The following is a 13,935-nucleotide window of genomic DNA, read 5'->3' as shown; positions in this document are numbered from 1 at the left end:
TTCGCTCGTCAGAGGGCAGGGGCGGGGGAGGCGCGGGCTGGGGCTGGGGTCGGCCCGCGCCTCCGGCGTCCGGGGTGGGGCGCCTACTGGCCGTCGCGGGGGACCTGCGAGGCGGCGTCGCGGCCGGTCACGGGGTAGGGGCCGGTCATGCCCTCGCGCAGGCGGGCGGCCGCGAGGATGCGGTCGCGCTGCAGGTGCCAACCGAGCATCAGCAGCGGGACGATCACGACGAGCGACATGACGGTGAACGACCCGATCGGCCAGTCGATCGCCATGAGGACGATCACCGCGGCCAGGAAGGCCAACGTCAGGTAGCTCGTGACCGGCGCGCCCGGCAGCTTGAAGGAGGGCTCCTTCGCCTTGCCCTGCTTCGCCCACTGGCGCAGCCGCATCTGGCACAGGATGATCGTGCCCCAGGCCGTCAGGATGCCGAGCGACGCGATGTTCAACACGATCTCGAACGCCGTGTTCGCCCCGACGATCGCGTTCAAGAACACGCCCAGCAACGTGATGCTCGCCGTCAGCAGGATGCCGCCGAACGGCACGCCGCCCTTCGACATCTTCGTCGTGAACTTCGGTGCCGAGCCGTTCATGCCCATCGAGTGCAGCACCCGGCCGGTCGAGTACAGGCCCGCGTTGAGGCTCGACAGCGCCGCCGTCACCACGACGAAGTTCATGATCGACCCCGCGACGTCACCCACCTCGGGGCTGCCGATGCTGCTGAAGAACGTCACGAACGGGCTCTCGCCGGCCTTGTACGCCGTGTAGGGCAGCAGCAGCGACAGCAGCACGAGCGAGCCGACGTAGAACACCGCGATGCGGATGATGACCGTGTTGATCGCGCGCGGCACGACCTTCTCGGGGTCCTGCGTCTCACCCGACGCCGTCCCCACCAGTTCGATGGCCGCGTAGGCGAAGACGACGCCCTGCACCACGATGACCGCCGGCAGCAGGCCGTTCGGCAGGACGCCCGACGACGCCACGAGACCCCAGCCGGTGTCGACGGCGGCACCGTCGTGCGAGACCGGGAACGCGGCGGCCAACCACACGACGCCGACCACCAGGAACACCACGAGGGCCGCCACCTTGATGATGGCGAACCAGAACTCCATCTCGCCGAAGACCTTGACGGCCAGCAGGTTGACCGACAGCACGACCGCCAGCGCGACGAGCGCCAGCAGCCAGTCGGGCGCCGCCGTGAAGGCCGACCAGTAGTGGAGGTAGAGGGCGACCGCGGTGACGTCGACGATGGCGGTCATGGCCCAGTTCAAGAAGTACATCCAGCCGGCCGCGTAGGCGAACTTCTCGCCGAAGAACTCCCGAGCGTACGAGACGAACGAACCGGACGACGGGCGGTGCAGCACCAGCTCGCCGAGCGCACGCAGGATGAAGAAGGCGAACACGCCGCAGATCGCGAAGACGATCGCGAGCGCCGGGCCGGCCGACGCCAGGCGGCCGCCGGCGCCGAGGAAGAGACCCGTGCCGATCGCGCCGCCGATGGCGATCATCTGCAGCTGGCGGGGTTTCAGCCCGTGCTGGAAGCCCTCTTGCTCGTGTGAGAAGTCTTGGGGCAGGTGCGTCTCGGTCGAGGCGTCGCCGCCCCCGTTCGTGGGACTCGTCATCGGTCGACCGTAGCCCCTATCCGGTCCGGCCGCGTGGCGACCGGCCGCCGGGCGAACCCCCAGGAGGCGCGGGGTCGATTCACGGCCGGGTAACGAATGCGAAACGATCACGATCCCCGTGCCTCCGGGCGACACGCCGTCGAAGGTGGGGTCCTGCGCCCCCTCCGTGCCCGTTCGCCGTTGGGATCGACGACAGATGTCGGCTACGTTCGTCGAGGCCCGGGAGACCGGGCCCGTCATCATCAGGACGCGCCGCCCGATGGTCCGACCCGGTCGGACGAAGGTCGTCGTACGGTCTGCTGGCGCGAGGGTCCGGTCCCATGACCGACCCGGCGGAGGTCAGGTTCGCCCCGTGACACCACGGTGGGCTTGAGCCGACACGATCCGCACGCGTCGTCGACCCGTCCGCCCGACCCGATCGCCGCCGACGGCGAGCCGGCCCGAGCGGCCGGTGCCCCCTCGGCGTGCCTGGAGACACCTGTGACCACAACGCCTGCCGTGCGTGCCCGGAACCTGTACAAGGTGTTCGGTCGCCGACCCGAGGACGCCGTCGCCCGACTCGAGGCCGGTGCCTCGCGCACCGAGGCCGCGGGCCTCGGCACCGCCGCCGTCATCGACGCCTCGTTCGACGTGCAGCCCGGAGAGATCTTCGTCGTCATGGGGCTGAGCGGCTCGGGCAAGTCGACGCTCATCCGCATGCTCAACGGACTCCTCGAGCCCACCTCCGGTTCGGTCGAGGTCGCCGGTGCCCGGATCTCGGACGTCCCGGCGAAGAGGCTCCGCGAGGTGCGTCGCAAGGACGTCTCGATGGTGTTCCAGCACTTCGCCCTCCTGCCGCACCGGACCGTCCTCGACAACGTCGCCTACGGCCTCGAGGTGCAGGGCGTCGCCAAGGCGACGCGCCTCGCCAAGGCCCGCGAGGTCACCGAGATCGTCGGGCTCGCCGGGTGGGAGGACGAGTTGCCGAGCCAGCTCTCCGGCGGCATGCAGCAGCGCGTCGGCCTCGCCCGCGCCCTCGCCGCCGAGACGGACATCCTGCTGATGGACGAGGCCTTCTCGGCCCTCGATCCGCTGATCCGGCGCGAGATGCAGGAGCAGCTCGTCGAGTTGCAGGCGAAGCTCGGCAAGACCATCGTCTTCATCACCCACGACCTCAACGAGGCGATGTTCCTCGGCGACCGCATCGCCGTCATGCGCGACGGACGCATCGTGCAGATCGGCACGCCCGAGGACATCCTGACCGACCCGGCCAACGACTACGTCGCCCAGTTCGTGCAGGACGTCGACCGGGCGCGCGTCCTCACCGCGGCGAGCGTCATGGAGCCCGCCCGCGCCGTCGTCCCCCTGACGGTCGGTCCGCGCGGCGCCCTGCGGTCGCTCCGCGACCTGCAGACCGCCGCCCTCTTCGTCACCGGTCGCGACCGCAAGCTGCTCGGCTGGGTGCGCGACCGCCACGTCATGCGGCAGGTCAAGGCGAACGACACCGACCTCGCGGCCGTCGTCAACGCCGAGTTCTCGAAGGTCGGGCCCGACGCGGCCCTCGTCGACCTGTTCGAGCTCGCCGTCGAGAGCCCGCTGCCGATCGCCGTCGTCGACGACGCCGACCGTCTGCTGGGCGTCATCCCGCGCGTCACGCTGCTCGCGGCCCTCGGCAACGTCGACACGACCACCTCCCCCGTCCCCGTGCTCGAACCCGTCACCCGCATCTCGGACGTCGAGCTCGACGCCACCCTCGAAGGAGCCACCCGATGAACGAGTACCTGCGCATCCCCTTCGGCTCCTGGGTCTCGGACGTCGTCGACCTGGTCACGACGAACCTCGGCGGCTTCTTCGACGTCGTCCGCCTGGTGTTCTCCTTCTTCTACGAGTGGGTCGCGTACTTCTTGAGCGCGCCTCCGTTCTGGGCGGTCGTGATCGTCATCGCGGCCCTCGCCTTCGTCGCGAAGGGCTGGAGGTTCGCGGTCGGCACGGCCGTGGGCCTGCTGTTCATCGGCTCGGTGAACCAGTGGGAGAACGCGATGTCGAGCCTCGCCCTCGTGCTCGTGGCCAGCACGCTCGCCATCGCGTTGAGCATCCCGCTCGGGGTGCTCGCGGCGAAGTCGACCGTCGCGTCGCAGATCATCCGACCCGTGCTCGACTTCATGCAGACGACGCCCGCGTTCGTCTACCTGATCCCCGCCCTGCTGCTGTTCCGCGTCGGCGTCGTGCCCGGCATCGTCGCGACCATCGTCTTCGCCATGGCCCCCGGCGTCCGCCTCACCGAGCTCGGCATCCGCGGAGTCGACAAGGAGGTGGTCGAGGCCGGCCAGGCGTTCGGTTCGTCGCCGTGGCGCATCCTGCGACAGATCCAGCTGCCGCTCGCGAAGCCCAGCATCATGGCCGGCGTCAACCAGGTGATCATGCTCTCGCTCTCGATGGTCGTCATCGCCGGCATGGTCGGCGCGGGCGGGCTCGGCGGCGACATCGTCGCGAGCCTCAACCGCATCGACGTGGGGCTGGGCGCCGAGGCCGGCGTCTCGGTCGTCGTCCTCGCCATCGTGCTCGACCGCATGACGGCGGCCCTCGGCTCCGACCGTCACAGCCGGCGGGTGGCCCGTGCGGGGAACCGCCGGTCCGTCCCGCCGGCCCCGGCCCCCGACCGGGCAGGGGCCGAGCAGCCGCTGCCTCCCGCCGACCGCCGCGAACCCGCGACGGCCTCGGCCTAGACCCCCATCACCTGCGGGACGGGTGCCGCCCCGGCACACCCCACCCGCGCCTCCTGCACCACCCGAAAGGACCACATGAAGAAGCGCACCATCGCCGCATCGATCGCCCTCGGCACCACCGCCGTCCTCGGCCTGGCCGCCTGCTCGCCTCCCGGCAGCAGCTCGTCGGCCGCGGGCGAGACGCTCGACAACGGCGACCAGGCCGTCGTCGACCTCGCCGTCTTCAACGGCTGGGACGAGGGCATCGCGGCCTCGTGGCTGTGGAAGACCGTCCTCGAGGAGAAGGGCTACACCGTGAACCTCAAGCCGGCGGACGTCGCCCCCGTCTACAGCGGCCTCACCACCGACGACTACGACGTCGTGCTCGACACCTGGCTGCCGACCACCCACGCGTCGTACATCGAGCAGTACGGCGACGACCTGACCGACCTCGGCGCCTGGAACGACGGTGCCAAGCTCGCCGTCGCCGTCAACGAGGACGCCCCGATCGACTCGCTCGACGAACTGGCGGCGAACGCCGACCTGTTCGGCGGCACGATCGTCGGCATCGAGCCGGGCGCCGGCCTGACGGCGGCCGTGCAGGACGAGACCATCCCGACGTACGGTCTGGGCGACATGCAGCTGCAGACCTCGTCGACGGCGGCCATGCTCACCGAGCTGAAGAGCGCGACCGACGCCGGCGAGGACATCGCCGTGACGCTGTGGAGCCCGCACTGGGCCTACGACGCGTTCCCGATCAAGGACCTCGCCGACCCCGAGGGCACCCTGGGCGACGCCGAGGGCATCCACTCGTTCGGCGGCAAGAGCTTCACCGCGGACTTCCCGCAGCTGACCGAGTGGCTGCAGGGCTTCACGATGGACACCGAGACGCTGTCGTCGCTCGAGAACGCCATGTTCAACGGCGAGGAGGTCGACGGCGACGACTACGCCCCGGTCGTGGAGAAGTGGATCTCCGAGAACCAGGACTACGTCGACGGCCTCACCAGCTGACCCGACCCCGCACGACGACGCCCCGGCCGAGCACCGCTCGCCCGGGGCGTCGACGCGCCGCCGCCCGGAGGCGGTCGGGTGACGCCGGCCGGGCGAAACCACAGCCGGACGACACCCGACGCACAGCGAACCCCGAGGTCACGCCCCGGGAGGCGCGGGTAGCGTCGTCGACGGGCGTCACCCGATCGACGCACCACCGCACCAGCACACCGCACCACGAGAGGCACCACCCGTGAGCACCACCGCACCGACCGACGTCCTGAGGAGAATGGCCCGCGTCATCACGCGCACCGTCTCGTCCGACCTCGTCCAGGTGTCGACCCCCGACCGCGTCCTCGGCCACGTCCGGGCCGAGCAGGGCACGTTCGTCGCCCTGCGCGGAGCCGACCCCCGCTGGGGCGAGGTCGTCGGACGCTACCCCTCCGAGGGGCTCGCCCTCGAGGCGCTGCGACAGCGCAAGCGCTCCATCTGACGCATCGCCCGTGCCGGCATGACGCGCGGGTGACAGCAAGCTGTGGATCGCCTCACCGTTCCGTCGCCCGGGCCCCCTGGCCGCGACGCCGCCGTGCGTCATGCGTCAGCATCGACGGATGCCTTGGATCCAGCTCGTCATCTCGCTCGTCGCCGCCGTCGTCCTCACCTTCGTCGTCTCGGCCGTCGTCGGCGCCGTCGTGGGGGTCGTCGCCAAGCGCAAGGAGTGGGCCCAGGCCTTCGTCAAGCGCATGCGCCGGCCGTTCCGCGTCACCCTGCTCGTCGTCCTGCTGGTGGTGGCCCTGACCACGTCGTTCGACTCGCTGCTGCCGGCCGACTACCCGGGCGAGGGCTGGGTGTCGCAACTGTTCCGCTGCGCGATCATCGTCGTCGTCGCCTGGTTCGTCGGCGCACTCGCCATCTTCTTCGAGGACCTCGGGCTCTCGCGCTACCGGGTCGACACCCCCGACAACCGGGTCGCCCGCCGGGTGCGCACCCAGGTGCTCATCCTGCGGCGCCTGACCGTGGCCCTCATCGTGATCCTCGCCGCGGGCACCGTGCTGCTGGGCTTCCCGGGCGTCGAGGCCGTGGGAGCCAGCGTCCTCGCGAGTGCCGGCCTCGTCTCGGTCGTCGCCGGCCTCGCGGCGCAGTCGACCCTCGCCAACGTGTTCGCCGGCATCCAACTCGCCTTCAGCGACGCCATCCGCATCGACGACGTGGTGGTGGTCGAGGGGCAGTGGGGGCTGATCGAGGAGATCACCCTGTCGTACGTCGTCGTGCACGTCTGGGACGACCGTCGTCTCGTGCTGCCCTCGACCTACTTCACGACCACGCCGTTCGAGAACTGGACGCGTCGCAACAGCGAGCTGCTCGGCGCCGTCGAGTTCGACCTCGACTGGCGCGTCGACCCCGGGGCCATGCGGAGGGAGCTCGACGTGATCCTCGCGGGCACCGACCTGTGGGACGGGCGCACCAAGGTGCTGCAGGTGACCGACGCGCAGGCCGGCTACGTCAGGGTGCGGGTGCTCGTGACCGCGAGGGACGCGGCGACCCTGTTCGACCTCCGGTGCCTGGTGCGAGAGGACCTCATCGCCTGGCTGCACGCGAAGAGCCCGCAGTCGATCCCTCGGACCCGCGTGCAGATGGTCGAGGCCGAACCCGTCCCGACGGGTCGCGCCGCGCGGTCGACCTCGGACGCCTCGGGCCTGTTCAGCGGCGACAACGCCGGCTCCGAGCGCACGGCGCTGTTCACGGCGGCCATCCCGCTCCACGACATCGCCGAGTACGAGGCCAGCCTCGGGGCCGAGGCCGAGCACGACCCGCACGTCGCCGGTCGTCCCGACGGGCGACCGACGGGTCGCCCGGACGGCGCCCCGGAGGGCCCGACGCCCGGCGTCGGCGGCCGACGCTGACGCGTCGGTCACGACCCGGCCACACGGCGAAGGAGGCGCGCCCCACCAGAGCGGGACGCGCCTCCTCCGTGTCTCGGCCCGACGTCAGTCGTCGTCGTTCGCGGCCTCGAGCACGTTGCCCACGGCGATCGCGGTGGACGCCGCCCAGCTGATCGCCATGAGGGCGAGACGCCAGTCGCGCGGGCCGGCGCTGAGGCTCTTGAGCAGGCTGATGCCGGAGAAGATCGCGCTGATGATCGCGCCGTTGAAGAGGAATTTGCGCACGGTGGGGCTCCCAGGGGTCGTTTCGCCCACGGTACCGCGTGGCGCCCGGCGAGTCCGGGTGGGGGTAGGTTGAGCTGCCCGGCGACCCGTGCCGGTGCGTCCCGCGGTCGAAGGAGAATGCCGTGCGCACTGCCGTGCTCGGAGGGGTGTTCGTGGTGCTCGGCCTCGTCGCCGTGGTCACCGGCGTCCTGACCGCCGACGAACTGCTGGCCCTGGTCGAACGCGTCGCCCCCGTGCTGGGCTTCGTCGTCGGCCTGACCGTCGTCGCCGAGCTGGCCGCCGAGGCCGGGCTCTTCGCCTGGCTGGCCTCCGCCTCGGCCCGTCTCGCCCACGGCCGGGTGCTCGTGCTGTGGCTCTTCGTCGTCGCCCTCGCCGTGCTGTGCACGGTCTTCCTGTCGCTCGACACGACCGCGGTGCTGCTGACGCCCGTGGTCGTCATCGTCGCGCGACACGCGGGCCTGCCGCCGATGCCCTTCGCGCTCACGACCGTGTGGCTCGCGAACTGCGCCTCGATGTTGCTGCCGGTCTCGAACCTGACGAACCTGCTCGCGCTGCACGAGCTCGGGTCACCGGCGCCGGTGCAGTTCGCCGCGCTGGTCGCCCCGGCGGCGGTCGTCGGGGTGGTCGTGCCGGTCGTCGCGATCGGACTGCGCTACCGGCGTCAGCTCATGGGCCGGTTCGACGCGCCGTCGGCCGAACCGGTCGCCGACCGCGTCCTCTTCGGCGTCGCGGCGGTCGCCACCGGACTGCTCGTGCCGGCCCTGGTCTCGGGCCTCGAGGTGTGGATCCCGGCCGCGGTCGCGGCGCTCGTGCTCGTCGTGGCGACGGCGGTCAGGCGCCGGGAGGTCCTGCGGCTCGGGCTCGTGCCGTGGGGGACGTTGCTCTTCGCCGGGGGTCTGTTCTTGGTCGTCGAAGCCGCCCATTCGCTGGGGCTCGCCGACCTGCTCGGGGCCGTCGTCGGGACGGGCGACCAGCTGCCCGACCTGTTGCGCCTGGCGGGTGGCAGCGCCGTCGCCGCCAACGTGGCCAACAACCTGCCGGCCTACCTCGCCCTCGAGCCCGTCGCCGGGTCGCCCTTGCGGCTCGTCGCGGTGCTCGTGGGCGTCAACATCGGCTGCCTCGTCACGCCGTGGGCGTCGCTCGCGACGCTGCTCTGGCACTCGAGGCTGTCGTCGATGGGCGTCGAGGTGTCGTGGGGCCGCTTCATGTCGGCCGGCCTCGGCGTGGCGGTCGTCGCCGTGCCGCTCGCGGTGGTGGCGACGGTGCTGCTCGCCTGACGCCCCCGGGCGGGTCGGCCCGTGGGTGGGGCGGTCGTGCCCGACGACGGCGCGGTCGCGAGGTGACGACGCGCGAACGCGACGGTCTCCGTCAACGACGCGACCCGCGCCTCCTCGTCTCCCCGCGTGTGCACCTCGGCCGCGACGGTGCCCGACCACCCCGTCCGGGCCAGGTGGGTCAGCACCTCGGCGACGGGCTGGGTGCCGTGCCCCGGCACCAGGTGCTGGTCGTGCAGTCCGCCCGGGCGTGCCGACACGAGGCCGTCGGTGAGGTGGACGTGGCGCAGCCGCGGTCCGAGCGCGAGGGCGAGGTCGAGCGCGTCCCGGCCGGCGACGGCGGCGTGCGAGAAGTCGAGCGTGGCCGCGTCGACGTCGACCGACGACGGGTCGTGGCCCGGACGGTAGGGGTCGAGGCCGACCGGACCGAGACGCAGCGGGAACATGTTCTCGACGGCGAGGACGACGCCCGTCGCCTCGGTGACCTCGCGGACGACGTCGACGAAGCGCGCGGCGAACGACCGCTGCCAGGCGAACGGCGGGTGCACGACGACGGTCGCGGCGCCCAGCGCGAGGGCCAGCTCGGCCGACCGGCGCAGCTTGTCGACCTGGTCACGGCCGAACGCGAAGTGCGCCACGGGCAGCACCGGCGCGTGCACCGAGAGCACCGGCAGGCCCCAGCGGGCGGTCGCGGCCCGCAGCAGCCCGGCGTCGCGGGTCGATCGGTCGGCGGTCACCATCACCTCGACCCCGTCGCATCCGGTGAGCCGCGCCAGCCGGAAGGCCTCGTCGGTCGACAGCGGGAAGACGCAGGACGTGCTCATTCCGACCGTGATCACGCGGCCAGGCTACGACCGGCGCGGGCCCCGGACGACGCCCCGGCGGTGAACGGTGCGCGAACGCCGGGCTACAACCAGTCGCGGCGCTTGAACTGCCACCAGAGCACGCCGCCGATGGCGACGATCAGCACGCACGAGGTGACGAAGCCGGCGGGGGACTGGAACCCGGGGTACGGCACGTTCTGGCCGTAGAAGCCCGTGATCGCCGTGGGCACCGCGATGATCGCCGCCCAGCTCGTGACCTTCTTCATGATGAGGTTCATGCGGTTCGACTGCAGGTTGAGGTTGGTGTCGAGGATGGTCGACACGAGGTCGCGCAGCGAGTCGTTCTGCTCGGCCACGCGCAGCACGTGGTCGTACACGTCCTGGAAGTACGGCTGCATGTCGGCGTCGACCTCCTTCAGGTCGCGGCGCAGCAGGGTGTTCAGGACCTCGCGCATCGGCGAGGCCACCCGACGCAGCTGGACGAGGCTCTTGCGCAGGGCGAACGAGCGCTTCTGCACGTCGATCGTCCGGGGCTTGGGGTCGAAGAGGTCCTCGGCGATGCCCTCGATCTCGTCGTCGAGGGCGTCCGTCGCCTCGAAGTGCCGGTCGACGACGCAGTCGAGCAGCCCCCACAGCAGGTACGTGACGCCGTGCGGTGCGAGGTCGGCGTTCTCGTCGTAGGTCGTCTCGAGTCGCGAGACGTCGAACTCGGGGTGGTGGATCGTCACGAGCGCCCGCCCCGAGATGAACGCCTTGACCTCGCTCGGGGTCAGGACGCCGGTGGCCCGGTCGAACCTCACGTCGTAGAGGGCCGCGAAGAGGTGCCCGTCGTACCGGTCGATCTTGGGGCGCTGCCCGTCCTGCAGCGCGTCCTCGACCGCGAGCTCGTGCAGGCCGAGCTCGTCCTCGAGGGCGGCGAGGTCGTCGGCGGTGGGGTCGGTGAAGTCGACCCAGACGTGGCACCCCTCGGTCTCGAGGTGGTCGCTCACCTCGTGCAACGGGAACCCGTGGGCGACCAGCTCGCCGTCGCGGTAGGCCCGCGTGATGGTGGTGGTGCCGGACGGGGTGCCCCCGTCGGCCGTGGCGGGGGAGCCCTCGGTGCGTGGGGGGCGGGTGTCGGTCATGAGGCGCATGCTATTCCCGTGACCACGTACACGAAGCAGCGGGCCGGCGCCCCCGCGGGCTTCTTCGAGGCCGAGGCCGCCGGGCTCGCCTGGCTCGCCGAGGCCACGCCCCGTGGAGGCGCGCGCACCGTGGGCGTGCAGGCCGCGTCCCCGGGGCGCATCGACCTCGACCCCGTGCACGAGGTCCGTCCGACGGCCGAGGCCGCGCGGGCCTTCGGCGCGGCGCTCGCGGTGACCCACGCGAGCGGCGCGGACGCGTTCGGCGCGCCTCCCCGGGGGTGGACGGGGCCGTGCTTCATCGGCAGCCGCGCGATGAGCGTGCGCCCGAAGCCCACCTGGGGCGCCTTCTACGCCGAGCAGCGCGTCCTGCCCTACGCCCGCGTCGCCGTCCGGGCGGGCACCCTCGACCGGGCGGGCCTCGAGACCATCGAGCGCGCCTGCCGCGTCGTGGCCGAGGGCGCCTTCGACGACGACGCCGCTCCGGCACGGCTGCACGGCGACCTGTGGAGCGGCAACGTGCTCTTCGACGACGGGGGAGTGGTGCTGATCGACCCGGCCGCCCACGGCGGCCACCCCGAGACCGACCTGGCGATGCTGGCCCTGTTCGGCTGCCCGCACCTCGACGACGTGCTGGCCGGGTACGACGCGCGCTCGCCGCTGCGCGAGGGGTGGCGTGGGCGCGTGCCGCTGCACCAGCTGCACCCGCTGGCCGTGCACGCCGCCGGTCACGGGCCGAGCTACGGCGTGGCGTTGGTCCGTGCGGCCCAGGCGACCCTGCGCCTGGTCTGACCGCGGCGCCCCGGGGTACGCGACCGTCCGGGAGGTGCCTGGGGTGCCGCTGATAATCTGGCCGTCCCGCGTCCGTGCGGGCGACCCACAGGAGCTGATCCACCCCCATGCCTGACACCCCCGAACGCTACGGCTTCGTCGTCGTCTCCAACCGCCTGCCCGTCGACCGCGTCATCGCCGACGACGGCTCCGCGTCGTGGCAGCACTCGCCCGGCGGTCTCGTCACCGCCCTCGAGCCGGTCATGAAGGCCAACGACGGCGCCTGGGTGGGCTGGGCCGGGCAGCCCGACCTCGAGTTCGAGCCCTTCGAGTCCGACGGCATCGAGATCGTGCCCGTCCCGCTCAGCGCCGACGAGGTCCAGCGCTACTACGAGGGCTTCAGCAACGACACGCTCTGGCCGCTGTACCACGACGTCATCGCCGCGCCCACGTACCACCGCGTCTGGTGGGAGTCCTACGTTCAGGTCAACCAGCGGTTCGCCGACCGGGCGGCCGAGGTCACCGAAGAGGGCGGCACCATCTGGGTGCAGGACTACCAGCTGCAGCTCGTGCCGAAGATGCTGCGCGAGGCCCGCCCCGACGTCACCATCGGGTTCTTCAACCACATCCCCTTCCCGCCGCTCGGCATCTTCTCGCAGCTGCCGTGGCGTCAGCAGATCGTCGAGGGCCTGCTCGGCGCCGACGTCATCGGGTTCCAGCGGGCCGACGACGCGTCGAACTTCTCGCGGGCCGTCCGGCACCTGCTCGGGTACTCGACGACCCGGCCTTACATCGAGGTGCCCGTCGACGACGAGTCCGCACCGGTCTCGCGCCGCGGCACGAAGGTGCGCCGCGTGCTCGCCAAGCACTTCCCCATCTCGATCGACGCCGCGAGCTACGAAGAGCTGGCCGCGCGACCCGACGTCCAGGCGAGGGCCCGCGAGATCCGCGAGGGCCTCGGCAACCCCAAGACGATCATGCTGGGCGTCGACCGGCTCGACTACACCAAGGGCATCCGGCACCGGATGAAGGCCTTCGGCGAGCTGCTCGCCGACGGCCGGCTGAGCGTCGAGGACGCCACGCTCGTGCAGGTCGCGAGCCCGAGCCGCGAGCGGGTCGAGACCTACAAGCTGCTGCGCGACGAGATCGAGCTGACCGTCGGTCGCGTCAACGGCGACTACGGGACGATGAGCCACACGGCCATCAGCTACCACCACCACGGGTACCCGCGCGAAGAGATGGTGGCGCTATACCTGGCGGCCGACATCATGCTCGTCACGGCCCTGCGCGACGGCATGAACCTCGTCGCCAAAGAGTACGTGGCCGTGCGCCGCGACAACGACGGGGTGCTCGTGCTCAGCGAGTTCGCCGGCGCCGCCGACGAGCTCAAGAGCGCCCTGCTGATCAACCCCCACGACATCGGTGGGCTGAAGAACACCATCATGCGGGCCGTCGAGATGCCCAAGCGCGACCGCACCACGCGCATGCGGGCGCTGCGTCGCCGGGTGCTCGAGAACGACGTGGCCAAGTGGTCGGCGTCGTTCCTGCAGGCACTCGAGAACGTCCGTCCCGGGCAGCAGATCACGCCCGTGCCCGCCGACGGCTCGACGGGCGGTGACGCCTCGTGACCGCCGACGCCCTGGCCCTGAGCGACGCGCTCGGTCGCCTCGCCACGACCCCGCGTCTCCTGGTGGCCCTCGACTTCGACGGGACGCTGGCCCCCGAGGTCGACGCGCCCTTGCAGGCCAGGGCCCTGCCCGAGGCGATGGACGCCATCCGGCGCCTCTCGGCCCTCGAGCAGACCACCGTCGCCCTCGTGTCGGGGCGAGATCTCGCGTCCCTCGCCGAGGTCAGCCGGACGCCCGACGAGGTCCTGCTCGTGGGATCGCACGGCATCGAGGTGCGGGTGGACGGCCACGAGACGTCGCTGAGCGACGACGAACGGGCCGCCAGGGCCCGCCTGTCCGAGGCCGTGCACCGCGTCGCGGAGGGGCACGAGGGCGTGTTCGTCGAAGAGAAACCCGCGGGCCTGGCCCTCCACACCCGGCTGGCGGACGAGGCGACGACCGAGGCGGTGCACGCGTCCGCGCGCGAGGCGGTCGGCGCCCTCGGCGGCATGCACGAGCGGGTGGGCAAGAACGTCCTCGAGTTCGCCGTGCGCGCCACGGGCAAGGACGACGGCATCGAGCGACTGCGCGAGGTCGTGGGTGCCACCGGCGTGCTCTACGCGGGCGACGACGTCACCGACGAGGACGGCTTCCGGGCACTCGGCGACGGCGACCTCTCGCTCAAGGTCGGGCCGGGCGAGACCCGGGCGATGCACCGCGTCGCCGACCCCGCGGCCGTGGCCGACCTGCTCGCCGAGTTGGCCGGTCTGCGCGAGCACCTGGGGCATGCCTGACGCCGCATGCTTTGTACGAGTGTGATGCTCTGATCTGAGCATTCCCAGGTGACCGCAAGGTAGTCTGTACACCCCGCCGC

General features: G+C 71.8%; 12 protein-coding genes and 1 pseudogene. 9 read left to right on the top strand and 4 right to left on the bottom strand.

Going from position 1 to position 13,935, the window contains the following annotated elements:
• Positions 1–83: 83 nt before the first annotated feature.
• The gene (locus tag ABID81_RS01340; protein ID WP_354593044.1) at positions 84–1,622 is read right to left on the bottom strand and encodes an amino acid permease; all 1,539 of its coding nucleotides are present in this window, start codon (positions 1,620–1,622) and stop codon (positions 84–86) included.
• Positions 1,623–2,102: 480 nt separating this feature from the next.
• Here ABID81_RS01340 and ABID81_RS01335 point away from each other — a divergent pair, with 480 nt between their 5' ends.
• The 5 genes from ABID81_RS01335 to ABID81_RS01315 all read left to right on the top strand — a co-directional run bounded on the left by ABID81_RS01335 (position 2,103) and on the right by ABID81_RS01315 (position 7,200).
• Positions 2,103–3,374, top strand: a complete 1,272-nt coding sequence (locus ABID81_RS01335; RefSeq protein ID WP_354593043.1) for a quaternary amine ABC transporter ATP-binding protein — start codon at positions 2,103–2,105, stop codon at positions 3,372–3,374.
• Positions 3,371–4,327 carry an ABC transporter permease gene (locus ABID81_RS01330; RefSeq protein WP_354593042.1) on the top strand — a complete coding sequence of 319 codons (957 nt, stop codon included), beginning with the start codon at positions 3,371–3,373 and terminating at the stop codon, positions 4,325–4,327. The genes ABID81_RS01335 and ABID81_RS01330 overlap by 4 nt, the downstream gene beginning before the upstream one ends.
• A gap of 75 nt (positions 4,328–4,402) precedes the next feature.
• The gene (locus ABID81_RS01325; RefSeq protein WP_354593041.1) at positions 4,403–5,317 is read left to right on the top strand and encodes a glycine betaine ABC transporter substrate-binding protein; all 915 of its coding nucleotides are present in this window, start codon (positions 4,403–4,405) and stop codon (positions 5,315–5,317) included.
• A gap of 232 nt (positions 5,318–5,549) precedes the next feature.
• Positions 5,550–5,789, top strand: a complete 240-nt coding sequence (locus ABID81_RS01320) for a hypothetical protein (RefSeq protein ID WP_143048533.1) — start codon at positions 5,550–5,552, stop codon at positions 5,787–5,789.
• Positions 5,790–5,907: 118 nt separating this feature from the next.
• Complete coding sequence (locus ABID81_RS01315) at positions 5,908–7,200, top strand: mechanosensitive ion channel family protein (RefSeq protein WP_354593040.1); 1,293 nt, start codon at positions 5,908–5,910, stop codon at positions 7,198–7,200.
• Between the two features lie 84 nt (positions 7,201–7,284).
• On the opposite strand, the gene ABID81_RS01310 is transcribed toward ABID81_RS01315, so the two are convergent.
• On the bottom strand, positions 7,285–7,464 hold the full coding sequence (locus ABID81_RS01310) for a hypothetical protein (RefSeq protein ID WP_194594218.1): 180 nt from the start codon (positions 7,462–7,464) through the stop codon (positions 7,285–7,287).
• A 122-nt stretch (positions 7,465–7,586) separates the two neighbouring features.
• Here ABID81_RS01310 and ABID81_RS01305 point away from each other — a divergent pair, with 122 nt between their 5' ends.
• Positions 7,587–8,741, top strand: coding sequence for an SLC13 family permease (locus tag ABID81_RS01305; protein ID WP_354593039.1), 1,155 nt, complete (start codon positions 7,587–7,589; stop codon positions 8,739–8,741).
• Positions 8,742–8,854: 113 nt separating this feature from the next.
• On the opposite strand, the pseudogene ABID81_RS01300 reads toward ABID81_RS01305, so the two are convergent.
• Together ABID81_RS01300 and ABID81_RS01295 are read right to left on the bottom strand one after the other, a co-directional pair.
• Positions 8,855–9,562, bottom strand: a pseudogene (locus tag ABID81_RS01300) (sugar phosphate isomerase/epimerase family protein); the annotation flags it as partial.
• An 83-nt stretch (positions 9,563–9,645) separates the two neighbouring features.
• Positions 9,646–10,686 (bottom strand): magnesium transporter CorA family protein, encoded by a 1,041-nt coding sequence (locus ABID81_RS01295; RefSeq protein ID WP_354593038.1) that lies wholly within the window; start codon positions 10,684–10,686, stop codon positions 9,646–9,648.
• Between the two features lie 18 nt (positions 10,687–10,704).
• On the opposite strand from ABID81_RS01295, the gene ABID81_RS01290 reads away from it, so the two are divergent.
• From ABID81_RS01290 to otsB, 3 genes are all read left to right on the top strand, one after another.
• Positions 10,705–11,475, top strand: coding sequence for a fructosamine kinase family protein (locus ABID81_RS01290; RefSeq protein ID WP_354593037.1), 771 nt, complete (start codon positions 10,705–10,707; stop codon positions 11,473–11,475).
• 107 nt (positions 11,476–11,582) lie between these two features.
• Positions 11,583–13,082 (top strand): alpha,alpha-trehalose-phosphate synthase (UDP-forming), encoded by a 1,500-nt coding sequence (gene otsA / locus ABID81_RS01285; protein ID WP_354593036.1) that lies wholly within the window; start codon positions 11,583–11,585, stop codon positions 13,080–13,082.
• Entirely contained in the window at positions 13,079–13,855 is a 777-nt protein-coding gene (otsB, locus tag ABID81_RS01280) for a trehalose-phosphatase (protein ID WP_354593035.1), read from the top strand. Before otsA ends, otsB begins: the two co-directional genes overlap by 4 nt.
• Positions 13,856–13,935: the final 80 nt, after the last annotated feature.

Source organism: Frigoribacterium sp. PvP054 (genome assembly GCF_040547465.1).
Lineage (GTDB): Bacteria > Actinomycetota > Actinomycetes > Actinomycetales > Microbacteriaceae > Frigoribacterium.
The sequence above is the reverse complement of the archived record's forward strand: the minus strand, read 5'-3'. Positions and strand labels throughout refer to the sequence as shown.